The sequence below is a fragment of the Paenibacillus sp. FSL R5-0701 genome (assembly GCF_037973995.1).
GTDB lineage: Bacteria > Bacillota > Bacilli > Paenibacillales > Paenibacillaceae > Paenibacillus.
Genome location: NZ_CP150230.1, coordinates 1,448,719 through 1,472,625, shown reverse-complemented (window position 1 = coordinate 1,472,625; position 23,907 = coordinate 1,448,719). Strand labels below are relative to the sequence as shown.

Below are 23,907 nucleotides of genomic sequence, written 5' to 3'. Positions count from 1 at the left end.
ACACCTTTATTACATCATGCCGCCCATTCCACCCATACCGCCCATGTCAGGCATTCCGCCGCCAGCACCTGCTGGTTCTGGTTTGTCAGCGATAACTGCTTCAGTAGTCAGGAACATTGCTGCTACAGAAGCAGCGTTTTGCAATGCATAACGAGTTACTTTTGCAGGGTCAACGATACCAGCTTCGATCATGTTAACCCACTCGCCAGTTGCAGCGTTGAAGCCGATTCCTGTTTGTTCTTTTTTCAGACGTTCCACGATTACGGAACCTTCTTCGCCAGCGTTAGCTGCGATTGTGCGGATTGGTGCTTCCAGAGCACGCAGGACGATGTTTACGCCTGTTTGCTCGTCACCGGACAGAGCTACAGCCGCAACCGCGCTATATACGTTCATGAGCGCTGTACCACCACCGGATACGATACCTTCTTCAACCGCAGCGCGAGTTGCGTTCAGGGCATCTTCGATGCGAAGTTTGCGTTCTTTCAATTCTGTTTCAGTAGCCGCACCAACTTTGATTACTGCTACACCGCCGGACAATTTAGCCAGACGCTCTTGCAGTTTCTCTTTGTCGAACTCGGAAGTTGTTTCTTCCAGTTGTGTACGGATTTGGCTAACACGTGCATCGATATCGGATTTGTTACCAGCACCGTCAACGATGATTGTGTTTTCTTTAGTTACGCGGATTTGACGAGCTGTACCCAGTTGTTCCACAACAGCGGATTTCAGGTCCAGACCCAGTTCTTCCGTGATCAATTGGCCACCAGTGAGGGCAGCGATATCTTGCAGCATAGCTTTACGACGGTCACCGAATCCTGGAGCTTTAACAGCTACAGCATTGAATGTACCACGCAATTTGTTCACAACCAGCATAGCCAGTGCTTCGCCTTCGATATCTTCAGCGATCAATACCAGCGGTTTGCCTTGTTGAACGATTTTCTCAAGCAATGGCAAGATATCTTGCGTGCTGGAGATTTTTTTGTCTGTGATCAAGATGTACGGATTGTCCAAAACAGCTTCCATTTTGTCCGTATCAGTGATCATGTAAGGAGAGATGTATCCACGGTCGAATTGCATACCTTCAACCACTTCAAGCTCTGTAGCGAATCCTTTGGATTCTTCTACTGTGATAACGCCATCTTTACCCACTTTTTCCATAGCTTCAGCGATCAGTTCGCCTACTTCTTCGTCAGCTGCAGAGATTGCTGCAACTTGTGCGATGGATTGTTTGGAATCGATTGGTTTGGAGATGGATTGCAATTCAGCAACCGCAGCTTTAACCGCTTTGTCGATCCCTTTACGGATACCGATTGGGCTAGCGCCTGCAGTTACGTTTTTCAGACCTTCTGTGATCAGCGCTTGCGCCAATACAGTTGCTGTTGTAGTACCGTCACCGGCAACATCGTTGGTTTTCGTTGCTACTTCTTTAACCAGTTGTGCACCCATGTTCTCGAATGCATCTTCCAGTTCGATTTCTTTAGCAATGGTTACACCATCGTTAGTGATGAGTGGGCTTCCGAATTTTTTCTCCAGAACCACGTTACGGCCTTTAGGACCGAGTGTTACTTTTACTGCATTAGCCAATGCGTCCACACCACGAAGCATGGAGCGACGAGCGTCTTCACTGAATTTAATGTCTTTAGCCATGTTAAGAAAACCTCCCTAGTTTTTGTTGGAAAATGGTCGTGCTATATGGTTCGGTTATCCGATTAAATTTGAATTAGTCGAGAATCGCGTGAATATCGCTTTCTTTCATAATCAAATATTCTTTACCTTCGAATTTGATTTCTGTACCGGCATATTTGGAGAAAATAACGCGATCTCCTTCTTTCACTTCCAGAGCTACACGTACGCCGTCTTTCAATACTCCAGCACCAACTGCAATGATTCTACCCTCTTGCGGTTTTTCTTTGGCGGAGTCCGGGAGTACGATCCCGAAAGAAGTTGTTTGTTCTTGCTCCAGTGGTTCTACCAATACGCGTTCACCTAAAGGTCTGATCATGAAAAATAGCCTCCTTTTGAAATTATATAACGTTACATTGTAGGTTGTAGCCATATGTATTAGCACTCGACAGTGTTCAGTGCTAACAACCAACTTTATGATACTCAACTTGAAGCATGATTTCAAGTCCTTTTGACGAATTCCTGCGAGAATTTACGTTGAATTTACACAAACATAGCCAAATTACACCCGCTGTGGCTGGTTCTATGTTGCAATTCACTAATCTTATTCTACGAAATTGTTTAGCCCTTCTGCAACGTTAGCAGACAGTCCCTTTCCCATTGTATCCATTGTTGAACATAATATGCCTGCTTGTCCTGTAGTTTGGTCGGCAGTCTACAGAAATAGCCCGGATAAGAACATACCGTCTTTTCCGGGCACATTACAGCTTATCCTCATTCAGCCTGCATGTTTCTTATCCTCGGCACGAACGTAGCGGGATTCGATCTCTTCATCGGCTGCAAGCTGCTTGCGGTATACGATTGCGGATAATAACACACTGATCTCATATAACAGGAGCAAGGGAATCATCACCAGCAGATCGGAAATAAAGTCTGGAGGTGTAATGACCACTGCAATGAAGATCAAGACAAAATAAGCAACTCTGCGCATCTTGCGAAGGCGAATTGGATTCAGAATCCGCAGTCCTGTCAGAAACATAATAAGTAAAGGAAGTTCAAATAACAGGGACACAGGCAGCACAATACCAAACAGGAAGCTGAAATACTGTTTTATCCCGTAGGTCTCCACAAGCCCCATCTTCTCCGTAATTGCTGTTGTGAAGGCAAGTGCCATCGGAAATATAACATAATACGAGAAAGCCATACCTGTCAGAAATAAAAGAAACACATAGGGCACATACTTCAGCGTTGCTTTTCGTTCGCGCGGCTTTAGTCCTGGACTAACAAACTTCCAGATCTGATACACCGTAAACGGCAGCGTAATAATAAGTGAAAACAAACCGGCAATCTTCATGTAGATGCCTATCCCATCCCAGAACGAGAAGGCATGTAATACAAAACCTTTTGCCGACTCTGCCTTGGTCAGATATTGGTATACCGGGTCCGCCACAAAAAATCCTGCAATTAGGCCCAGCACAAATATACTTAATACGTAGATCAGCCGCTTCCGCAGCTCACTCAGATGTTCCGTAATCGACATTTCTTCCATTTGCTGCGTCATGCCTGCCCCCCATTATTGCCAGCTTAAAATACAAAACCCTTCCGGCAGGAAGGGATTTCTCTTTCATTGCCGTCAAGATTATTCCGGCAGGCGTTTATCAGCAGGCTTGTCTGCAGGTGTGCTCTCAGCCGCCAGCGGTTTCGCCTTCTCCTGCTCTTTGCGATTGGACGAGTCATCCTCAGAGATAATCTCGCGAGCGCCCTCTTTGAATTCACGGAAGGTACGCCCAACTGCACGTCCCAGTTCCGGAAGTTTGTTGGGTCCAAACAACAACAATGCAATCACGGCCAGCAAAATAAAACCCGTTGGTCCAATGGAACTTAACATTGATAATCCTCCTCGTCTCAAGCTTCGAAGATGCGCATACTCGGCCAGATGTTCATAGATGTCTCTGCTGCGTTCTTAATTTAAGCCCATCATACCATAGATGTAACCACTTACATAACCCGCAAAATTCACAAATAAGAGATGTCACTAGAACAATCTAACAACGGTCATGGCTAATCGGATATCTTGCCCAAGAGTCCATGCCCAATTATTGCTTGAACTGACCCGTAACCATCAGCAGCGCTTCCGGAAGCTGATCCATAATGGCAGCCAGATGTTCGTGCACACCCTTTGGTGTACCTGGCAGATTAACAATCAGCGTGCGTCCACGAATGCCACATACCCCACGGAACAGCATTGCAGAACGGTTTTTGCTCATTACACTGTACCGCATGGCCTCTGCCATCCCGGGAACTTCCCGCTCAATTACGCGCCGGGTCGCTTCCGGAGTAATGTCACGAATGGCCAGCTCCGTGCCACCGGTTGTCAGCACCAGATCGGCGTGAAAATAATCCGTCATCTCAATCAAAGCCGCAATAATCTCATCGGGTTCATCCGGAACGATACGGTACTCCACGATTTGACCACCCAGCTCTTCTTCCACCAGCTCCCGAATGACTTGTGCACTCGTATCCTCACGTTCCCCGCGGGCTCCTTTGTCACTGGCTGTCAGGATTGCTGTTCTCCACACCATAAAGATCACCCTTCTCCTCTATGAAAATAAATATTGCCTATCGGCTGTAATCACCGTTTTTGCCACCACTCTTGGAATTCAGCATGGTTGGACCGATAATCATATCTTTTTGCATGGCCTTGCACATGTCATAGACCGTCAGTGCTGCAGCTGAGGCAGCCGTGAGCGCCTCCATCTCAACACCCGTTTTGCCTTCGGTTTTGACAGTAACTTCAATGTGTAATTCATCCACTCCGTTATCATGAAAACGAATATCCACACCCGTCAGTGCCAGTGGATGGCACATCGGAATCCAGTCCGACGTTTTCTTCGCGCCTTGAATCCCGGCAATCTGAGCCACAGCCAGAACATCACCTTTACCGATTCGGCCCTCCCGAATCGCTTCCAGTGTATCTGGATTCATCGTCACTTTCGTCACGGCCACAGCCGTACGTACGGTAATTTCCTTACCCGAAATATCAACCATCCGGGCCCGGCCCTGTTCATTAAAATGGGTAAGTTTACCACCGGAATCCTGGCCGTTGTTCACTTCTGAACTCAATCACATCACAACCCTTTATTCGATATGTAATATACCTTCGGTTGTTATCAACAGATCAATCCGCAGATCGAGCAGGTCCATCGGGATTTCCTCCTGTAACTGACCCGGCAACACCATCGCAGCCATCAACGGTTTCTTGCCCGGCATCGCACATGTTGCTGCAAGCGTCTCGGCAAAACGATCATAATAACCGCCACCATAACCAATACGCCCGCCATGGAGATCATAACCAAGCCCCGGTACCAATATGAGATCGATACCCGGCCAATCATCAGGCGTCAGGACTTCACAGGAATCCTTGGGTTCCGGTATCCCCCATATGCCTGGCTCCAGATCTTGTTCTCCGGTCACTCGCCGTAGCTCCATTCGAGGTGGATTCGCCAACACTTTTGGTGCAAACATCACATCTCCATGTTTCCAGCCCTCTTGAAACAGAAAAGCTGTGGACGCTTCGCTTCCATAGGACAAATAACTGAATATGACGAGTGGTCTGTTCACGACCTTACTCTTGGCCTGTCTAAGGCGCTCCAGCTCCCGCTTCACTCCAGCGTTAATCTTAGTCATTGCCTGCTGACGCATGCTTGCATCCATCAGATCACGGCTCTGTCTCAGTCTGGATCGAAGCTGACTTTTCAGTTCCGCATGATCCTGCATATCCTTGAATAACCTCCTGTTGATAGGGAAGGTAGAAAAAAGCTCTCATTTAAAACAATTTATATGTTATGACCAGTTGTCATCTTGTTGAATGGTTAAAATGATTCATTTTCTGCAAAATCCTCATGTAATAACATGCCTTCTTTCAGTTTATCATTGATTGATCAAAAAGACTACATACCCCATGCGTTCCCAATCGGTGCAATTGCTCTGTATTTCATGTAAACTGGGATATAGTTGTCATATCAAGAACTGGACCTATGGAGGAACTTAATTTTATGCTGCTGCAAGTATCCGGAATTATCAAACGTTTTGGTGTCGATCCTATCCTGGACGGCGTGAACTTACAAATATTAGAACGCGAGCGCATCGGCCTCGTTGGTGTAAACGGTGCAGGAAAATCCACTTTGCTCAAAATTGTAGCCGGTGAAATGTCCTATGATGGAGGACAGATTTTCAAATCCAAAGAAACGACGCTCGGTTACCTCGCTCAGAACAGCGGGCTTCAATCCGACCGTAACATCTGGGAAGAAATGATGAACGTCTTTGCTCACCTGACACAGGCTGAAGCCGATTTGCGTCAGATGGAACGCGATATTGCCGACCCTGCCCAGATGGAAGACGAGAAAAAGTATGCGGACCTGCTGGAACGTTATGCAAAACGCTCCGACTGGTTCAAGGACCATGGCGGTTATGAGATGGAAACCCGCATTCGCAGCGTACTGCACGGGATGGGATTCGGCGAATTTTCGCCAGACACCCCCATTGCTACGCTGAGCGGCGGGCAGAAGACACGCCTTGCGCTTGCTCGAATTCTGCTTCAGGCACCCGATCTGCTCATGCTGGACGAGCCTACCAACTATCTCGATATCGCCACCCTTACTTGGTTGGAAGATTATCTGAGAGGTTATTCAGGCGCACTGCTCGTGGTATCCCATGACCGGTACTTCCTTGATCGACTCGTAACGACCATCGTTGAGATCGAACGTCACCGCTCCAAAAAATATACGGGAAATTACAGCCGTTATATGGAGCTCAAAGCTGCCGAATATGAAACTCAGATGAAGCAATATGAGAAACAACAGGGTGAAATCTCCAAAATGGAAGATTTTGTCCAGAAAAACATTGTACGTGCTTCGACGACCAAACGGGCGCAAAGCCGGCGCAAAGCCCTCGACAAAATGGAGCGCCTTGATAAACCGATGGGAGATTTGAAAAAAGCCCACTTTTCCTTCGAAACAGCTGTTATGTCCGGCAAGGAAGTACTTCGAGTGGATCAGTTGTCTGTCGCTTATGACGAGGCCTCTCCATTGTTCCGCAATGTATCCTTCGATCTGCGGCGCGGGGAGACCGTTGCTCTAATTGGTCCAAACGGTATCGGTAAATCTACCATGCTGAAGTGCCTTACGGGAAGTTTACGTCCGGTAACCGGGGAGATCCAATGGGGAACAAAAGTGCAGATTGGCTATTATGATCAGGAACAGACTGGGCTCAATCCGTCCAATACGGTTCTCGAAGAGCTGTGGAGTGCCTACCCTGGGATGGAAGAAGCCCGTATTCGGACTGTACTGGGGAACTTTTTGTTCAGCGGTGACGATGTGCTCAAGAAGATTTCCTCCCTCAGCGGAGGTGAGAAAGCACGTGTGTCTCTCTCCAAGTTGATGCTGAAGGAAGCCAACATGCTCATTCTGGACGAGCCTACCAACCATCTCGACCTGTTTGCCAAAGAAGTGCTGGAAGCGGCATTAATGGATTATGAAGGCACTCTGCTGTTCATCTCCCATGACCGGTACTTCCTCAACAAAATGGCTGAGCGCATTGTCGAGCTTCATCCTGCCGGAACGGAACACTATCTCGGTAATTACGATGATTATGTGGAGAAGAAACAGGAGCTTGAGGACATCGCACGTGAAGCCGCTGTGGCACGTCAGGTTTCGTCCAAGAACTCGTCCAAATCCGATCTGAACACAGCCACAACCGAAAAATCCGGAGCGGCTTCATTCGAAGCGGAAAAACAGGCGAAGCGTGAAGAGCGTAACCGGCAACGCAAGCAGGAAGCTCTGGAACAACAGATTGCGGAGTTGGAAACAAAGATTACCGAACTTGAGGCACAGATGGCTCTGCCTGAAATCTATCAGGATTATATGAAGCTGCAAGAACTCCAGCAACAATCGGAGGAACACAAAGCAGAACTCACCAAAACATACGAGGACTGGGAAGAACTAGCTATGGAATAGTAGGACGAATTGTACAGACTCAGACCATGGCTTGATCGCGTCCATACAAGTATAGTTGTACCACCGGCTGATTCCTTATTGGGATCAGCTTTTTGTTTGTTGCGGATGAGTATTGAAGGTATGAACCTTATGTTCTGTATGTTCCTTGAGATTGATCTCTAACATACGGAGGTTAGGGAAGCTGTTTTGACTTTTGTCAAATTTACTCGAATGAAGAGAAATATTTTTATCCCCTTTTCCCTCACACTTATCCACAAGAAAGCAAGATAGCAAGCACATTAATAAGCTTAATTATACAGCGGTAGAATAGCATTTTACACACAAAAACCATATTTATCCACCAAGTTATCCACTTTATCCACAACTTTGTGGATAGTAAGGAGTCATTCTATCCCCTAAACCCTTTTCGTTTCGAAAACTATACTGGTTTGACTTTATCATAGTTACCCACAATTTTCACTGGATATGTGGATAACTATAGTCACACCTTGACAAATGCATCCTTCCACTCCTCAATGCTCCTCCATAATAAGACAAAAGCAGACCTTTGTCGTTCAAGGCCTGCCCGTCATTGATTTACTATATGCCATGCATATTTACAACGAATTGCAATTGCTACTATTACCACTGTAGATACGATCTGGCAAAGATGTTTTACGCATGTGCTTCTTGTTCATGATGTTCGGAAGACTCCGCCTTCAGCCCAGCAGCATTACAAGCCGCTACATAAGCAAGACCGGCAGCCATGACGATATCATTATGTGTTGCCGTTCCCCGGAACTCACGTCCTGCACGCTCCACGGTAACTACAGCTTCTGCACTTGCACCCTCTCCCCCACTCAAGGCATGCATCTCCATATCAACAAACGCAATATCATCGGAAATGCTCTGACCAATCGCACGGATGGTTGCATCCACGGGTCCCCCGCCAACAGCGGAGTATGATTGTTCTCCAGCGCTTGTGCGAATGCGAACGGCGGCCATTCGATCCGTCATGCTGCCCGCTGTCACCTGCAATTCAACCAGTTCATAGTCCTGTGCAGGAATATTCATGGTTTGGCTAACCATCTGTAATAACTGGTCGTCACTGACCACTTTTTGCTGGTCTGCGGTTTCTTTGAACACCTCATACAATTGCTCCATCTGTTGCTCATCCGGCTCAAAACCGTATTTACGAACCCGATCCTTCAGGGCGTGACGACCGGAGTGTTTCCCCAGAATAATCATGCTGCGCGGAATCCCCAGCGCTTCCGGGTCCATAATCTCATAGGTGTTCCGATTCTTCAGCAGACCATCCTGATGGATGCCAGATTCATGCTGGAATGCATTACGTCCCACCACTGGTTTGTTGTATGCAATCGGGAAGTGCATCGCACGGCTAATCTGACGTGAAGTCTCATACAGCTGATTCAGCTTAATGTTCGTCGTTGCACCAATTGCGTCTCCCCGAGTCTCCAGCGCCATAATCAGCTCTTCCAGTGCACAGTTCCCTGTCCGTTCTCCGATACCATTGATGGTTACTTCAATCTGGGTAGCTCCATTGGCAATCGCAGCCAAGCTATTGGCTACGGCCAGGCCCAGATCATTATGACAGTGGGCACTATAGCGAACCTGATCGCCACCTCTTGCACCCTCACGCACCCGGCGGAACATCTCGCCATACTCATGTGGCAGGGCATAACCGACCGTATCCGGCAGATTAATAATGCTCGCTCCAGCTTCAATGGCGACCTCAACCATTTCAATCAAATCGTCCATCTTGGTACGGGCAGCATCCATAGCTGTGAACTCTACGATGTCCGTGAACTGGCGTGCATAAGATACCATCTCACGAGCGGTAGCCACCACTTCACTGCGCGGACGGCGCAGTTGATGCTCGATATGAATATCCGAAGAAGAGATAAACAGGTGAATTCGGCGCCGTGCTGCATCCGCTGTTGCTTGAACAGCTGCATCGATATCACCTTTGACCGCACGCGCGAATCCGCAGATTTCCACGTTCTGCAACTGTCTCGAAATCGCCTGAACCGCCGCGAACTCACCTGGACTGGAGATCGGGAATCCAGGCTCAATGACGTCGATACCCAGAGAAGCCAGTTGGTGTGCCAGTTCAATCTTTTGCTCGGGCTGCAGACTTGCTCCTGGTGCCTGTTCTCCATCACGCAGCGTTGTATCAAAAATCTCAATCATGCGTTTGTTATTAGTTGTTGTCATATCCATCAACCTCCATCAAATTTTTATAAATATTTTCGTTACGATCCACGAGCCACAGAACACCTGCTAATCGCCGTCACTGTTGTTATATATTTTGTTTGTAAACACATATGTTGTTTGTAGCTTAGTCCTTGGTGATCAGTAATACCTATTGAATGTTTCGTGCCTATACTTGTTGTTCAATGTTCATTACTCGTTCGTTGTATATCATGCTTACCTTCATGACAGAGTGTACGTCGACTTACACCCTGACCTTCTGATTCTTCAATCTCCATATGGTTCTTCCCATGCCCACCCTGCTGCCGGCAGCAAACACAAATAACCCGCCATCTCATATAAGAGACGGCGGGTTATTATCCCCTCCGCGGTACCACTCTCGCTTGATGGGCCGGGCTTGCGCCGGACTCCATCCACCTCGTCGTCTCCGAGATCCGCTGGATGTGCGTGCAAGCACGACATCACTGGAATTCGGAGAAACACCCTATAACGGGGGTTAACCGTTGCTGTGTAACACATGTTGTTGTCCATCAGGACAACTGGGCGATAGATATCGTCCCCACGCTTCCACAGCTCCGTTCCCGGGCGAGATTCGAATGATTCCAGCCACTGCGTCGCACCACCCCGCAGCTCTCTGAGCGCTTTATCGTTCTACTGCTCCCGTTCATCACATTTATAATATGACCTAACTTCATTCATCCTTATTTTGAAAATCAAAAAAAGCCTGCCACCTCATGCAATAATGCAAGAGACGACAGGCTGTTCACCTTCGCGGTACCACTCTTGTTGACTTCCTTCCTGTTCATTCAAGACAACCCCTGAATGCTTTCGCATATCTGGATCACTTGAAGCAGCCTGAAAGCCCCCTCAATTATCGTCAGTTGATCCTTGTAATAACGGTCCTACCAACAACGGCCCATTCACGGAGGCAACCCGTAACCATGTACTTTGGGCCATGATCGGCCTTCGGATTCTCCCGGGGAGTCACCGTGTTCCATCGTTCCGCTTCCAGGTGAGTTTCAGGTTTCCTTCGACTGCGTTGCACCATACCGCAGCTCTCTATAACCGGGAATGACCTTACTATTCCTGTTCATCGCGTTTATCAGTTCAGGAATCTGAATTCCTGTTTAAATTTGTAACTAAATATACATTCTTTACATCCCTGTTGTCAACTCTTAATCTCAAACTGCTTGCCTATACGGACTGAACGGACCATTCCTCCAAGGAAAGTCCCGGATCTGCCTTCGCATCAAATTCAGCAATTTCTCCCCGCTGCCATTTCAGATACGCAGCCGCTCCAATCATGGCCGCATTATCTGTACAATATTCCATTGGCGGGATTAACAGTTCAAGCCCTTCCTTCGTGCATCGCTCCTGTAAAGCCGAGCGCAATCCCCGGTTTGCTGCAACACCACCACACAACAGCAATTGTCGTGAACCATACTCACGAACTGCTCTAACCGCTTTCTCCACCAGTACTTCAACAACAGCTTCCTGGAAACCACGCGCAACCGCAGACGGCTCCAAGGTTTCTCCGCGCATTTTAGCCTGGTTGAGCACATTCAGTACAGCAGACTTCAGACCACTGAGACTGAAATCGTACGAACCTGCTTCCAGCCATACCCGTGGTAATGGCACTACGTCCTCCGCTTCAGACGCCATCCGGTCCACATGCGGGCCACCAGGATAAGGACAACCCAGTGCACGTGCTACTTTGTCATACGCTTCGCCTACAGCATCATCACGTGTACGACCAATCAGCTTGAACTTGCCCTCGGATTCCATATGCACAAGTTCTGTATGTCCACCGGATACGACCAGTGCCATCGCTGGATATTGCAGTTCATGAGTAAGTCGGTTGGCATAGATATGCCCGGCAATATGATGTGTGCCAATGAGCGGTTTGCCCAGTGCCATCGCCATCGTTTTGGCCGCAACGATACCCACCAGCAGTGCTCCGACCAGCCCAGGTCCCTGTGTTACAGCAATTGCACTTAGATCACGTGGACGAATGCCGGACTGTTCGATCGCTTGTTCCAGCATCAACGTAATGACTTCAACGTGTTTCCGTGAAGCCACTTCAGGTACTACTCCACCAAATGCCTTATGCGTCTCAATCTGACTTGAGATCAGATTGGACAGCACTTCCCGTCCATCCTTCACTACTGCTACCGACGTTTCATCACAGCTTGTCTCCACCGCCAAAATGTAGGATGGTGCAGAATTTATTTTTTCATTAAGTTCGTTCATGAATCCAGTACGCTTCCTTCCTCTTCGCCGCTCCGGCCTGCAGACGGCAAGTTCGCCCACATAATCATCGCATCTTCCCCATTATCGGAGTAATACCCCTTACGAAGACCCGCCGATTCAAACCCTTTTTTCTGATATAAACGCTGAGCAATGCTGTTCGAGACTCTGACCTCCAACGTCATTCGTTCCATCCCGAGATAAGCCGCTGTGCTCATTAATTCATCCAATAACTTTTCGCCAAGCTTGCGTCCACGATACGCGCCTCTGACTGCAATATTGGTAATATGGGCTTCATCCATGATTGTCCACATACCTGCATAGCCAATGGCCTTGCCTTCCAATTCCATCACCATATATTTAGCAAAATGATTGTGTGTCAATTCATTTTGAAATGCTTCTTCCGTCCAGGGCAGGGTAAAGGCCTCATGTTCAATCTCCATCACATCGGGAATATCCGCGAGTGTCATGAACCTGAACTGAAGCGTTGCTTCCTGCTTATTATTCGCCACATTGTCCATCTGCTTCCCCTCCCCCTTTAGCCTTTGCGCAGCAGATTGGCTTCCGCTTCAGACAGCTGGGTGTAGTTCGGCACCAGCGCATGCACGTCATCACGCTGACCTGCAAGCAGCGCGGCAGCGCCAAGGCGCCCAACCCAGCGGCCTTCCAGCTCATAAGGTACGAGCTGGAGCGCCGTTCCTGCGGGGCAGTGAAGCTCCGCCGCTGCCGCAGCATGAGGGCCCGTCTCGCCGACGATCCAGACGGCTGCGGGCCGCTCTTCCGGCGCCGCCTCCGCCATGCGGGCGGCGAGGGCTTCCAGCCATCCGTCCATCTTGCGGATGGCATCAGGCGCCAGACGCCGGGGGGCATCGCTCCCGGCGGAGGCAAACAGCGCGGTGCACGCTTGACCGCGCCGTGCATCCACAAGCGGAACGATCCAGTGGACAGGGGCAGCACCTGTGCTGCCCTGGTCCGCGGATGGCGTTCCGCCAGCCCCTGCTGCGGCATCCTCTGCCGCAGCTTCCGCCTTGGCGGCAAGGCCGCTGTGCCAGCCGCCCCAGGCGATGGCCTGAAGGCTGGACACCCCGGCTACGGGGATGTCCCACGCCCAGGCCAGTGTCTTCGCCGCGGTCACCGCAATGCGGATGCCCGTGTACGAGCCTGGGCCAACGCCAACGGCAATGCCGTCAAGTTGCCCTGGCTGTGTGTTGCTGGCGGCCAGCAGCTGCTCCATCACCGGTACAACGTGTACCGAATGGTTGCGCTCAGCCCGTTCATTGCGTTCTTCCAGAAGCGCATGATCTTCCATCATCGCAGCTGCCATCACTGCGGTGGATGTATCCAACGCCAAAAACCGCTGACGCGGCTCTTTTTGTAAATCTTCCATCATCATTTGACCCCATTCTGTCTGAACTGTCGGCACATGGCTGCATAAGTCTCGCCGTACCCATCCAGTGTAATCGTTCGATCCTCCAGGCCCGTTGTTTCAATCTGCACATGCAAATGCTCTTGCGGCAGCAATTCGGGAATGATACTCGACCACTCCACCAGACTGACTCCGGCTCCATAGAAATATTCATCAAGTCCAAGCTCATCCGCTTCTTCCAGCGATATGCGATATACATCCATGTGATATAAAGGCAAACGCCCTTCGTACTCCTTAATTAGCGTGAATGTGGGACTGCTTACCACATCACGTACACCCAAATGCCAGGCAAATTTCTGTGAAAATGCCGTTTTACCCGCGCCCAGATCACCATCCAAAGCAACCACCATGCCGGCGTTTGCCTGTCTGGCGAGTGCGGAAGCGAGTGCTTCTGTATCTGCAATGCCATGGGATTGATACACCCACTGCTCGTGCGTCTGATTCAATATTCGCCCCACCTTTGGCGGTCCAGCCGCCTGAGTTCACTTTGAACCTTATTATATCGGTCCCTTTCTTCCCCCGCAACATCCAAGGAGGCAAGCGGAAATATAACATGCATTATTAGACGTGTCACAAAACTCGCTTCCTTCGAAGTTTCAGACACCCACTAGGAAAAACCAAAAACCGGCACCTCTCGGTACCGGCCGTGTTATGCATAAATTTCAGCTTTTATTCATTCTCAAATCCCTCAATAACTATATGCTACTTGTATCTACTCCTCCAAACGATCCACACGTACCGTATGGGTATTTCCCGGGTTACTGCCCACCTGAACGGTTGCCATGCCATTGGCTTCATCCACACTCTCGATCCAGACCGGATCACCTTCCAGCGTAACAGCAATAGTATCCTTCGAATCATAGATCGCTTTGGCCCGCTTTGCATCCATCATCTTATTCATACTCCCCTTCCGGATCTTCGTGGTCTTCCCTAATCATGGTGTCTGTTGTGCTATCACCAATATAACCGTTATCTTCCGTAACCTGTCCCCCGCCTAACCCTTCATTCACCATCCGGTCAATGTCGAGCATGAACGACTCCCGATCAAGGGGCAATTCTTCCGAAGTGACCGCTTCCCAGTTTACAGCTGTAGCAGGTGTATAGAATTCTTCAGCACTTTCGGCTTCGGCAAGAGGATATGGAGAAAATGCATGCTTGTGTGCTTCTTCCTCATCACGTCTGTTCTTCAATATTGCACCTCCCGGCATATGTGCTGCGAGAATAACTACCTATCCCATGCTCGTCTTCCTGTCGGAATCCAAACATGTTTCTGTTATCATCCCCGAGTCTCGCCGAACCATACGAATTCGTTCGTCTACAAGACGATTATCCCTCGCGCCAGATGCCCATACTATTGAATATAATCCGTGTTCAAAAAGTCCGGTTTTCAGTACCGAGAAGATGGAATAAAGCTAGAAATGGAGTAGCGGAGCGTAGGCAAACTACGTGAGCAACGGACATTTGGGCTGAATTTCATATTCGATGCTGATCATGCCGCTAGGCATGATTCGTAATCAAAAGCGGAAATTTTTGAACAACCTTTTGAAAGGAGCCGATCTATGCATACCGTCTGGAAAGGTGCAATCAGTTTTGGCCTTGTGCATGTCCCTGTCAAAATGTTCTCGGCTACCGAAGACAAAGACATCTCGATGCGCTATATCCATAAAGTCTGCGGCAGCCCGCTCGCTTATGTTCGTCAATGTCCCTCCTGTGAAGTGGACGTGAAGTGGGAAGAGATCACCAAAGGCTATGAATATGAAAAAGGAAAGTTTGTTCTCTTCGAGAAAGATGAATTGGAAGCGTTAAATGATTCCACCAGCAAAACCATTACCATACTGGATTTTGTCGACTTGACTGAGATTGATCCGATCTATTTTCAGAAAACATATTACCTATCGCCCGATCAGGCTGGGGGAAATGCCTACCAGTTGTTGATGAACGCGATGCGAGATACCGGCAAAATTGGGATCGCCAAAATCTCCATTCGCTCCAAAAGCAGTCTGGCTGCCATACGTGTGCTGGAAGATTGCCTCTCCATGGAGACGATTTTCTATCCGGACGAGATTCGTCCTGTCTCCCAGGTGCCCAACTTGCCTGAAGTGCAGAACGTGAATGAAAAGGAACTCACGATGGCAAAGTTGCTGATTGATCAATTGTCCACGCCTTTTGAACCCGGTAAATACACCGATGACTATCGCAGCAAACTGCTGGATCTTATTCAGCACAAAGTGGCAGGCGAAGAAATCAAGATTGCTCCAGCCAAACCTGAAGCCAACGTGATGGATTTGATGGCTGCCTTGCAGGCAAGTATCGAGGCCGTGAAGCCTATTCCGGCTGACCCTGGGACAACAACGGCCAAGCCTAAGAAACGTGCACCGCGAAAAACGCCTGCTCAAGCGGTTGCCGGAGGAGAATCCGATACACCTGCTGCACCAGCCAAAAGAAAAAAGGCGACACCCAAACCAAAAGTTTGAATGTCGCTAAGGCAAGACCGATTCCGTTATATGACTCATGTAACGAGGTCTACTCCGATCCGGCTTCACAGTCGGATTTTTTTGTTTTACAGAACGATTGAAGCAGTACTAGTCAATAAAACTCCAGTTATAATTGCAAAATGCGATTGACGAAAGCTGATTTATATTTTATATTAACTTATGAAAAGTAACTTATTTATGAATATACAGTCACCCTGTAATTCTGCTTCAACAGTATGCAATTAAATAATCCGTTTTCAACGCATATACACAATCAAACGAGAACCTATATTATCTATTCTCAGGAGGAAACCATCATGAATACAACGTATCAAATCCCTGCCACAACCCATCTGGGTGAAGTGAGTCTGCGAATTATGAACCTGGAGCGTTCAATTAAGTTCTATACCGATGTGGTTGGATTAAAATTACTTGAGCGGAGTGGCAAAGTGGCTACGTTGACAGCCGACGGAAAACAGTCCCTGCTGCGATTGGAAGAGCTCACGGATGGAATTACCCTGCCGGAACGCTCACACGCTGGCTTGTATCATTTCGCCATCCTGCTTCCTGACCGCAAGTCCCTGGGTCTTGCTCTTCGTAATCTGGCTGCATCCGGCATCGATATCGGCCAAGGCGATCACTTGGTCAGCGAAGCTTTCTATATCTCCGATCCCGATCAGAACGGAATTGAAATCTATGCGGACCGCGCACGTGATACCTGGAAACGGGATAGCGACAATAACTACGTAATGGCAAGTGATCCTGTTGATGTGGAAAGCCTTTTTGCCATATCAGAGAATGAACCTTGGCAGGGTCTGCCTGCTGGCACTGTTATTGGTCATGTACATTTCCACGTCCGCAGCCTGGAAGAAGCCCGCAACTATTACACCGGCATACTCGGTTTTGATATCGTGGGCAACTTCGCCAACATGTCTGCGCTGTTTGTTTCCGCTGGGGGTTATCATCACCATCTGGGACTTAATATCTGGGCAGGAGTGAATGCACCTGCTAATCCAGATAACGCTACAGGAATTGACTACTTCACCATTGTGTACGCCTCAAAGGAACAATTGGATCAGGCACTTGAACAATTGCGTCATTCCGGTGCAGTCGTTACACAAGTGGAGGGTACCTGGTTTACGGTAGACCCACAGAACATCCGTGTACGTCTAACCGCTGCCAATTGATTTTGTTAGGACACACACGATCATTATGGAATAATTTCATAACATAAGCCCGAGTACCTGATTTCTCCACATCACAGAGAGATCGGATACCCGGGCTTTTTCATTCGCTTTTTATAAGACCGTCCATATTAGTGCATCCTAACGACTACTCCGACAAGTTAAATTCAAAAAATATGGAGATCGAAAAGACGCATGATGTTTAGGGCGTTCGTTTCTCTAATGCTCCGGACAAGAAAGGAGTACCCCATGTTCAAACCGTTGATTCCATTCGAACCCATCTCCAGAGATACCTTACCAACAGGACCGCAATGGATTGCCCAGGTCAAGTGGGATGGAGTCCGCATGCTCGCCTATGAGGACGGGCATGAGCTGCGCCTGGTGAATCGCAGATTACATGATCGAACCGCACAGTATCCCGAGCTGGTAACACCACGCAATTTATGTTCAGGCTCCTCTTATATTTTGGATGGAGAAGTTATTGCGCTGGACCCAGACACCGGAAAACCTTCGTTTTATCATGTTCTTCGGCGGGATCGGATGAGCAGACCCGAAGGTATCGCCCAAGCCATACATCAGATTCCGGTCACATATATGGTATTTGATATCCTGTTCTATGAGGGGAAATGGGTGACGGATCAGCCTTTGGCAGATCGACAGCGCCTGTTGCACGAGGTCCTTAACACCGCTCCCCATGTTCAGGAGGTCACCAATACGCTTGATGCCGCTTCCCTGCTTACGGTCATGAGACAACATCAGATGGAAGGCATTGTCTGCAAGGATCTCACCAGCAGTTATGGCATACAGGGCAAGGACCAGCGCTGGCAGAAAGTCAAAATCATGCATGATGTATATGCCATGATCGGGGGAGTCACGTACCGGAGCGGTATTGTGAATGCCGTCGCGGTCGGTGTATATGATGGGCCTAATTTTGTCTATATTGGTCATGTCGGGACTGGCAAATTGAACTCCAATACGTGGCGGGAACTCACCCATCAAGTCGAGCCTTTGATCAGACAGGACAGACCGTTCCATAATGTACCCGAGCGCAGTGCAGAGACCACCTGGGTGGAACCGCGAATAGGAGTCAAAGTGCAATATATGGAGCTGACTCACCATCACACTCTACGCCATCCCAGTATTCAGACCTTCGCGGATGTAACCCGCGAGGATTGCCTGGCGAACCAGCTTCTTCAATGACTCAGTCCAAGATTGATTACACGTATAGGAGGTGTTCCATATGGCCCCCAAGATCCAGGGAACCATCATAATAGAAGGCACAGAACTGACGGTAACGAACCCGGACAAGCTGTTATGGCCGGATGCGGGTGTCACCAAAGCCATCTATCTGCAAAAGCTGGCCGCTCTGGCTCCTTATCTGCTCACATATACGAGCAATCGACTTCTCACCACGATAAGATATCCCCACGGCGCTGGAGGGACATTTTTCTATCAAAAGAATGCCCCTGAGCCTATACCAGATTATGTGCGGACTGAAGTTCACGACGGCATCCGCTATGTGGTCATGAATGGACTTCCCGAATTGTTATGGCTTGGCAATCTGGCCGCACTTGAATTTCATCCTTCTCTGCATACTGTGGGAAGCCATCTGCCCAGTGAATGGATGATTGATCTGGACCCCTCTCAAGAACACGAGCCGCGGATCATGCAAGCTGCACTCATCGTTGGGGAAACCCTGACTTCCCTTGGTCTGAGGTCTATTCCCAAAACTTCGGGCGCAACAGGAGTTCAAATCATTGTTCCCATTGTGCAAGGAGTAACCTTTGATGAATTGAGAGAGATCGGTTATTTTGTGGGCAAATATGTCACTCAGAAGCACCCGGAACTGTTCACACTGGAACGACTCAAAAAGGACCGTGGAGACCGCATTTATTTTGACTATCTCCAGCATTATGGAGGCAAGACCCTTGCCGCTCCCTATACACCACGTGCCAAATCCGGGGCCACTGTCTCTACACCCCTTACCTGGGACGAGGTTAGAAGCAACGTCTCCATCCAGGATTACCATCTGATGAACATTATTGAACGCTTGAACAAAACCGGTGATTTAATCGCAGCTGTTGAACCCCAACCGGTGGAGCTCATTCTCAAACATTTGAAGAAAAAATAGCCGACTCCCTCATCACAAGGGTGTCGGCTATTATCATTCATGCGTATATCAATCGCTAATGGATACCTTTTTTCTTGAATCGTCCGCCCTTCACATCATGAATGTTACCGATAGCCACAAAGGCTTGCGGGTCCCAATCTTCAACGATGGTCTTCAACTTTGCTTCTTCCAGACGGGTGATCACGACAAAGATGATCTTTTTCTCGTCCCCGCTGAATCCGCCCTCTCCATCGAGGAAAGTCACACCACGACCGAGACGGTCTGTCAGGGCAGAACCGATATCACGATACTTCTCACTAATGATCCATACCGATTTGGACTGGTCAAGTCCCTCATTCACAATATCAATCATCTTCATCGCAATATAATATGCAATCATGGAATACAGGGCGTTCGGCCAGCCGAATACAAATCCTGCACCCGCGAAAATAAATACGTTAATGAACAATACGATCTGTCCTACAGACAACGGTGATTTCTCACTCAGCAGGATGGCGACAATCTCCGTACCATCCAGTGAACCACCAGAACGGATAACGAGTCCAACCCCCACACCCAGGATCAATCCGCCGAATACGGCTCCGAGCAATGGCTCTCCTGGTGTTAATGCAGGAACATGGTGCAATAATGAAGTCCCGATGGACATGACCACGATCCCCAGCAGCGTGGATAATGCAAATGTTTTACCAATCTGCTTGTATCCCAGAATCAGGAAAGGCAAGTTGAGCAAGGTCAGGAATATTCCGAGCGGCAGATGTGTAAGCTCTGACACCATAATCGAAATACCTGTAATCCCTCCATCAATTACGCCATTGGGCACAAGGAATATTTCAAGTGATACAGCCATTAGTGCAGCACCAATCAGAATCATCACAATACGTTGCAGCAGCTTTAATGTAAACACCGAGCTTTTGACCCCGCGGTCAGCTGGCTTGGCTGTTAGTTCTTTCACCGTTACATTGGACATGGTATCCCCCCCGTTAAATCAGTGTGTGAATCCATTTTATAAATCATTTAAATACTCAGGGTGAATCTACATCTAGAAAACAGCGTTCTACATGTACCCTGGCTATACAAGCACAAGCATCTAAAGGCGATATAAAATGGATTCAAAATGGTCTTCATCCCGGTTTGCACTTTCAGAAGAGAGCAAAAGGGAGCCTGTTTTCCCGCAGACTCCCCTCCTCACCAAGACATAATTTATATATCTATTATATCATAAAAGATCAAATTTGCGCAAAATACTTAGCAAAAAGAAGATAAATTCACAAAAAGTGAACTTATCTTCAGAAATCTGCCCTAAATCGGCTAAAGAAGCGGAGAAAGCATCCGAGAAAGCATTTCTGCGCCTTTTTGCCGTCGTGAACGCCTCTGAAATACCTCCCCATTGATCTGACTGCATTCCCCGAGATCACGTTCAAAGTCAGTGATCAAACGACGAATCGGAGAGGACTCGAACAGGACAGCCGTTAACTCAAAATTGCAAAAAAAACTGCGCATATCCATATTGGCCGTGCCTACCGTTGCAAGCAACTCATCCACAATCATCACTTTGGCATGTACAAAACCTTTGCGATATTGGAAGAACTCAACACCTGCTCGCAGAAGTTCCTCTACATATGAAAGGGATGCCAAATGAACAAGCTTTGAATCGGATTGATACGGAATGATAATTTTCACATCAACGCCACTGACAGCGGCTGTTTTGAGTGCCTCATACAGGGCAGGATCAGGAATAAAATAAGGTGTGGTAATGTAAATCCGGTCACAGGCTACCGAAATGGCTCCAAAACACATTTCCTGAATGGCATCCCAGTCCTGATCCGGCCCACTGGCCAGAATCTGAATTCGTTCTTCCCCGCTACAGATATGAGGTGGAAACAATTCCACAAGCTGGGGTTCGGTAATTCGCTCACCGGAAGCCAATTTCCAGTCGTTAAGGAACGTACTTTGCAGGAAATATACGGCATCTCCCTCAATCTGCACATGTGTATCCCGCCAGAAACCCACCTCCGGATATCGTCCAAGGTAATCATCGCCTACATTAATGCCACCCACGAAGCCAACCTGTCCATCCACAACAACAATTTTACGGTGATTCCGGTAGTTGACTCTTCGGTCAATCGTTGCAATCAGTGGTGGGAGAAAATAATGAAACTCCACACCTGCATCCTGCAGTTTGCGGATAAAACTCCAACTCATCTTGTGGCTGCCGAGACCATCACAAATAAACCGAACCTTCACGCCCTCCTGTGCCTTGCGAATCATGACATCCTGAAACTTCGTACTGATCACATCATCACGGAAAATGTAAAATTCCACATGTAGATGGTGCTTTGCTTTTTCCATTTCACTCAGCATTGCCGCAAATGCCTCTTCACCATTTGTGAGCACCGTACTGTTGTTACAACCTGTAATCGGGCTCTCCGACAGATGGGATAACAGGTTAAACAATCGATGCTGGTGGCTGAAACGATCACCAGGCATATGTTCGACATCTCCAATGATGTGGGCTTGTTCCCAGATCGTTTCCTTCATTTCACGGAAGATCCGCGATCCACCTTTGCGAAGTTTTTTTCGTTTGTTATAATCCTGCGCTACGAAATAGTACACTACAAAACCGATCAAAGGCACGCAGAACAAAATAAACAGCCAAGCCACAGCTTTAGCCGGATTACGAAATTCCAGCAGTAGAATTGTGGCTGCCTGGAAAATAAATACGAGTAATATAATGACCAGCCAGAACATTTGGCTTCCTCCTCAAGTAGCAAGCTTCATGACCTTGCCCTTCTCTCACCTACACAGCTTTGACGATTATGTAATCAGCTAATCATAGATACCCATTGTACCCCCTATTCGTAACGTTTACTTAGATAAAACTTTACATAAGCAGACGGAATACTTGATTCTGGAAATTCAGATTTCTACTTTGTTCATTGTATATTTTGACTGTGTTACCTTCTACATATCAGTTTAATGATGGAGCAGATTCGCTTTGTGACGCCAATCTGCTCATTCCACCTTCCAGACTCTTCCTCATTTCTTTGTCTGGAGGTGGTCTTCTTACGTAAAATTAGATATAATAATCGTTAAAAACTTATTACCTAAAGGAGAAGAGCAGTGAATGGAAAGTGAGAGGTATGCGTTAAATTTAGTAATGGTTGCTTTTTTGATAGGACTTTCGGCGTTTTTTGTTGCAGTGGAATTCGCTCTGGTGCGGGTTCGACCGAGCCGGATCGACCAAATGATTGCAGAAGGAAACAAGCGTGCGCTGGCTGTTAAACAAGCCGTTGCCAATCTGGACGGATATTTGTCTGCCTGCCAGCTTGGAATCACGATCACATCTCTGGGACTGGGCTGGCTGGGTGAACCGACGGTAGAGAAGATTCTCCACCCTGTGTTTGAAAGCTTGCAAATTCCTGAGGCGGTTTCTTCATTCTTATCGTTTGTTATCGCGTTTGCTTCCATCACGTATCTGCATGTTGTGGTTGGTGAACTCGCTCCAAAAACGATTGCAATCCGGAAAGCCGAGACTGTTGCACTGCTGACGTCTACACCTATCATCTGGTTTAACCGAATTATGTATCCTTTTATCTGGCTGTTAAACGGCTCAGCGAACCAACTGGTGAAACTGTTCGGAATCAAACCTGCTTCCGAGCATGAAGATGCACACTCCGAAGAAGAGTTGCAGATCATTATTAATGAAAGCTTTGAAAGTGGTAAAATCAACCAAGCCGAGTTCGGTTATGTAAGCCGGATCTTTGCCTTTGATGAGATGTTAGCCAAAGAAATCATGGTACCCCGGACCGATATGGTCTGCCTTTATGTGAATAGAACGAATGAGGAAAACCTGGAGATCATTCGTGAGGAACAATATACCCGTTTTCCGGTAGTTAATGAGAGTAAAGACGATATCATCGGTATCATTAATACGAAACAATTCTTCCTGGAACTTTACGGAAACGATGAACCTGTCGATCTATCCTCCCTGATCCAGCCTGTATCGGCTGTTCACGAAACAACTCCTGTGAAGGACTTGCTCAAGAAAATGCAGAAGGATGGCGTACATATCGCCGTGCTGGTCGATGAATATGGCGGAACTTCCGGAATTGTAACCATCGAGGATGTACTTGAGCAGATTGTTGGTGAGATTCGCGACGAGTTCGACGCAGACGAAGTGGAAGATATTCAAGTCATCAATGAGAACTATGTCATTATGGATGGTAAGGTTTCCTTATCGAAGGTGAACGACATGTTTATGTCCAGCCTGGATGCAGATGAGTGGGACACCATTGGTGGATGGCTCTACAGCCATCGTCCCGAGATGAACGAACAGGAAGAATATGAGTTCGAGAATCTAATTTTTGTTTTGCTGGAAAAAGATAAAAATCGGTTCTACAAAGTGGCCGTTGTTCCCAAGGAACCACTGACCATGTCTGATTATACCGATGAAGACGAGAAAGAGTCCAATTGGTCTAAATAAAGCAAATTTGTAAAAAAAGAAAAGGAGCACTTGCCTATATCGGTAAGTGCTCTTCTTATATATCTCGCCCCATCCGTCACTTCTCCAATTTATCATTCAACCAAGAATGGAACTCCC

At 47.9% G+C, this 23,907-nt stretch carries 22 protein-coding genes and 2 other annotated features; of the genes, 6 read left to right on the top strand and 16 right to left on the bottom strand.

Annotated elements, in window-relative coordinates:
• Positions 1–9: 9 nt before the first annotated feature.
• The 7 genes from groL to MKZ13_RS06575 all read right to left on the bottom strand — a co-directional run bounded on the left by groL (position 10) and on the right by MKZ13_RS06575 (position 5,397).
• Complete coding sequence (gene groL / locus MKZ13_RS06605) at positions 10–1,644, bottom strand: chaperonin GroEL (RefSeq protein ID WP_036611259.1); 1,635 nt, start codon at positions 1,642–1,644, stop codon at positions 10–12.
• Between the two features lie 73 nt (positions 1,645–1,717).
• On the bottom strand, positions 1,718–1,999 hold the full coding sequence (groES, locus tag MKZ13_RS06600) for a co-chaperone GroES (protein WP_017690077.1): 282 nt from the start codon (positions 1,997–1,999) through the stop codon (positions 1,718–1,720).
• Positions 2,000–2,398: 399 nt separating this feature from the next.
• Complete coding sequence (tatC, locus tag MKZ13_RS06595) at positions 2,399–3,181, bottom strand: twin-arginine translocase subunit TatC (protein WP_339182728.1); 783 nt, start codon at positions 3,179–3,181, stop codon at positions 2,399–2,401.
• A gap of 78 nt (positions 3,182–3,259) precedes the next feature.
• Positions 3,260–3,508 (bottom strand): twin-arginine translocase TatA/TatE family subunit, encoded by a 249-nt coding sequence (tatA, locus tag MKZ13_RS06590; protein ID WP_036611264.1) that lies wholly within the window; start codon positions 3,506–3,508, stop codon positions 3,260–3,262.
• A gap of 208 nt (positions 3,509–3,716) precedes the next feature.
• Positions 3,717–4,202 carry a MogA/MoaB family molybdenum cofactor biosynthesis protein gene (locus MKZ13_RS06585; protein WP_017690080.1) on the bottom strand — a complete coding sequence of 162 codons (486 nt, stop codon included), beginning with the start codon at positions 4,200–4,202 and terminating at the stop codon, positions 3,717–3,719.
• Positions 4,203–4,239: 37 nt separating this feature from the next.
• Complete coding sequence (gene moaC, locus MKZ13_RS06580; protein WP_221819138.1) at positions 4,240–4,743, bottom strand: cyclic pyranopterin monophosphate synthase MoaC; 504 nt, start codon at positions 4,741–4,743, stop codon at positions 4,240–4,242.
• Positions 4,744–4,758: 15 nt separating this feature from the next.
• Positions 4,759–5,397 (bottom strand): 5-formyltetrahydrofolate cyclo-ligase, encoded by a 639-nt coding sequence (locus MKZ13_RS06575; protein WP_221819137.1) that lies wholly within the window; start codon positions 5,395–5,397, stop codon positions 4,759–4,761.
• 278 nt (positions 5,398–5,675) lie between these two features.
• On the opposite strand from MKZ13_RS06575, the gene MKZ13_RS06570 reads away from it, so the two are divergent.
• Positions 5,676–7,634, top strand: coding sequence for an ABC-F family ATP-binding cassette domain-containing protein (locus MKZ13_RS06570; protein ID WP_339185360.1), 1,959 nt, complete (start codon positions 5,676–5,678; stop codon positions 7,632–7,634).
• A gap of 654 nt (positions 7,635–8,288) precedes the next feature.
• Here the strand turns inward: MKZ13_RS06570 and MKZ13_RS06565 are convergent.
• From MKZ13_RS06565 to MKZ13_RS06535, 7 genes are all read right to left on the bottom strand, one after another.
• A complete protein-coding gene (locus MKZ13_RS06565) occupies positions 8,289–9,848 on the bottom strand; it encodes a 2-isopropylmalate synthase (protein WP_091033768.1) in 1,560 nt (519 codons plus the stop codon).
• Between the two features lie 335 nt (positions 9,849–10,183).
• Positions 10,184–10,522, bottom strand: a binding site (T-box leader).
• Between the two features lie 67 nt (positions 10,523–10,589).
• Positions 10,590–10,948 (bottom strand) — a binding site (T-box leader).
• 91 nt (positions 10,949–11,039) lie between these two features.
• A complete protein-coding gene (gene tsaD, locus MKZ13_RS06560; RefSeq protein WP_017690086.1) occupies positions 11,040–12,095 on the bottom strand; it encodes a tRNA (adenosine(37)-N6)-threonylcarbamoyltransferase complex transferase subunit TsaD in 1,056 nt (351 codons plus the stop codon).
• A complete protein-coding gene (rimI, locus tag MKZ13_RS06555) occupies positions 12,092–12,613 on the bottom strand; it encodes a ribosomal protein S18-alanine N-acetyltransferase (protein ID WP_036668955.1) in 522 nt (173 codons plus the stop codon). Before rimI ends, tsaD begins: the two co-directional genes overlap by 4 nt.
• A gap of 17 nt (positions 12,614–12,630) precedes the next feature.
• A complete protein-coding gene (gene tsaB / locus MKZ13_RS06550) occupies positions 12,631–13,485 on the bottom strand; it encodes a tRNA (adenosine(37)-N6)-threonylcarbamoyltransferase complex dimerization subunit type 1 TsaB (RefSeq protein ID WP_339182723.1) in 855 nt (284 codons plus the stop codon).
• Positions 13,482–13,964, bottom strand: coding sequence for a tRNA (adenosine(37)-N6)-threonylcarbamoyltransferase complex ATPase subunit type 1 TsaE (gene tsaE / locus MKZ13_RS06545; RefSeq protein ID WP_211084337.1), 483 nt, complete (start codon positions 13,962–13,964; stop codon positions 13,482–13,484). The genes tsaB and tsaE overlap by 4 nt, the downstream gene beginning before the upstream one ends.
• A gap of 266 nt (positions 13,965–14,230) precedes the next feature.
• A complete protein-coding gene (locus MKZ13_RS06540) occupies positions 14,231–14,407 on the bottom strand; it encodes an H-type small acid-soluble spore protein (protein WP_145321463.1) in 177 nt (58 codons plus the stop codon).
• Positions 14,408–14,411: 4 nt separating this feature from the next.
• Positions 14,412–14,708: a hypothetical protein gene (locus MKZ13_RS06535; protein WP_186327780.1), complete on the bottom strand. Its 297-nt coding sequence runs from the start codon at positions 14,706–14,708 to the stop codon at positions 14,412–14,414.
• 369 nt (positions 14,709–15,077) lie between these two features.
• Between MKZ13_RS06535 and MKZ13_RS06530 the strand changes: the two genes are divergently transcribed.
• From MKZ13_RS06530 to ligD, 4 genes are all read left to right on the top strand, one after another.
• Positions 15,078–15,992, top strand: a complete 915-nt coding sequence (locus tag MKZ13_RS06530; protein ID WP_017690092.1) for a Ku protein — start codon at positions 15,078–15,080, stop codon at positions 15,990–15,992.
• 317 nt (positions 15,993–16,309) lie between these two features.
• On the top strand, positions 16,310–17,179 hold the full coding sequence (locus MKZ13_RS06525; RefSeq protein WP_339182717.1) for a VOC family protein: 870 nt from the start codon (positions 16,310–16,312) through the stop codon (positions 17,177–17,179).
• Positions 17,180–17,425: 246 nt separating this feature from the next.
• Positions 17,426–18,376, top strand: coding sequence for an RNA ligase family protein (locus MKZ13_RS06520; RefSeq protein WP_339182715.1), 951 nt, complete (start codon positions 17,426–17,428; stop codon positions 18,374–18,376).
• Positions 18,377–18,416: 40 nt separating this feature from the next.
• Positions 18,417–19,307: a non-homologous end-joining DNA ligase gene (ligD, locus tag MKZ13_RS06515; RefSeq protein ID WP_339182713.1), complete on the top strand. Its 891-nt coding sequence runs from the start codon at positions 18,417–18,419 to the stop codon at positions 19,305–19,307.
• Positions 19,308–19,362: 55 nt separating this feature from the next.
• Here the strand turns inward: ligD and MKZ13_RS06510 are convergent, their stop codons facing one another.
• Together MKZ13_RS06510 and cls are read right to left on the bottom strand one after the other, a co-directional pair.
• Positions 19,363–20,274 (bottom strand): YitT family protein, encoded by a 912-nt coding sequence (locus tag MKZ13_RS06510; RefSeq protein ID WP_237176580.1) that lies wholly within the window; start codon positions 20,272–20,274, stop codon positions 19,363–19,365.
• Between the two features lie 341 nt (positions 20,275–20,615).
• A complete protein-coding gene (gene cls / locus MKZ13_RS06505; protein ID WP_339182710.1) occupies positions 20,616–22,055 on the bottom strand; it encodes a cardiolipin synthase in 1,440 nt (479 codons plus the stop codon).
• Positions 22,056–22,431: 376 nt separating this feature from the next.
• Here cls and MKZ13_RS06500 point away from each other — a divergent pair, with 376 nt between their 5' ends.
• Positions 22,432–23,790, top strand: coding sequence for a hemolysin family protein (locus MKZ13_RS06500; RefSeq protein WP_076209623.1), 1,359 nt, complete (start codon positions 22,432–22,434; stop codon positions 23,788–23,790).
• Positions 23,791–23,907 lie beyond the last annotated feature (117 nt).

Coding starts and splice junctions, on each gene's coding strand:
- tsaD (WP_017690086.1), bottom strand. CDS start 12,095: ATGAACGAACTTAATGAAAAAATAAATTCTGCACCATCCTACATTTTG.
- MKZ13_RS06525 (WP_339182717.1), top strand. CDS start 16,310: ATGAATACAACGTATCAAATCCCTGCCACAACCCATCTGGGTGAAGTG.
- tatA (WP_036611264.1), bottom strand. CDS start 3,508: ATGTTAAGTTCCATTGGACCAACGGGTTTTATTTTGCTGGCCGTGATT.
- MKZ13_RS06520 (WP_339182715.1), top strand. CDS start 17,426: ATGTTCAAACCGTTGATTCCATTCGAACCCATCTCCAGAGATACCTTA.
- MKZ13_RS06530 (WP_017690092.1), top strand. CDS start 15,078: ATGCATACCGTCTGGAAAGGTGCAATCAGTTTTGGCCTTGTGCATGTC.
- MKZ13_RS06565 (WP_091033768.1), bottom strand. CDS start 9,848: ATGACAACAACTAATAACAAACGCATGATTGAGATTTTTGATACAACG.
- groES (WP_017690077.1), bottom strand. CDS start 1,999: ATGATCAGACCTTTAGGTGAACGCGTATTGGTAGAACCACTGGAGCAA.
- tatC (WP_339182728.1), bottom strand. CDS start 3,181: ATGACGCAGCAAATGGAAGAAATGTCGATTACGGAACATCTGAGTGAG.
- MKZ13_RS06540 (WP_145321463.1), bottom strand. CDS start 14,407: ATGGATGCAAAGCGGGCCAAAGCGATCTATGATTCGAAGGATACTATT.
- groL (WP_036611259.1), bottom strand. CDS start 1,644: ATGGCTAAAGACATTAAATTCAGTGAAGACGCTCGTCGCTCCATGCTT.
- MKZ13_RS06570 (WP_339185360.1), top strand. CDS start 5,676: ATGCTGCTGCAAGTATCCGGAATTATCAAACGTTTTGGTGTCGATCCT.
- rimI (WP_036668955.1), bottom strand. CDS start 12,613: ATGGACAATGTGGCGAATAATAAGCAGGAAGCAACGCTTCAGTTCAGG.
- ligD (WP_339182713.1), top strand. CDS start 18,417: ATGGCCCCCAAGATCCAGGGAACCATCATAATAGAAGGCACAGAACTG.
- cls (WP_339182710.1), bottom strand. CDS start 22,055: ATGTTCTGGCTGGTCATTATATTACTCGTATTTATTTTCCAGGCAGCC.
- MKZ13_RS06500 (WP_076209623.1), top strand. CDS start 22,432: ATGGAAAGTGAGAGGTATGCGTTAAATTTAGTAATGGTTGCTTTTTTG.
- MKZ13_RS06510 (WP_237176580.1), bottom strand. CDS start 20,274: ATGTCCAATGTAACGGTGAAAGAACTAACAGCCAAGCCAGCTGACCGC.
- tsaB (WP_339182723.1), bottom strand. CDS start 13,485: ATGATGATGGAAGATTTACAAAAAGAGCCGCGTCAGCGGTTTTTGGCG.
- MKZ13_RS06585 (WP_017690080.1), bottom strand. CDS start 4,202: ATGGTGTGGAGAACAGCAATCCTGACAGCCAGTGACAAAGGAGCCCGC.
- MKZ13_RS06575 (WP_221819137.1), bottom strand. CDS start 5,397: ATGCAGGATCATGCGGAACTGAAAAGTCAGCTTCGATCCAGACTGAGA.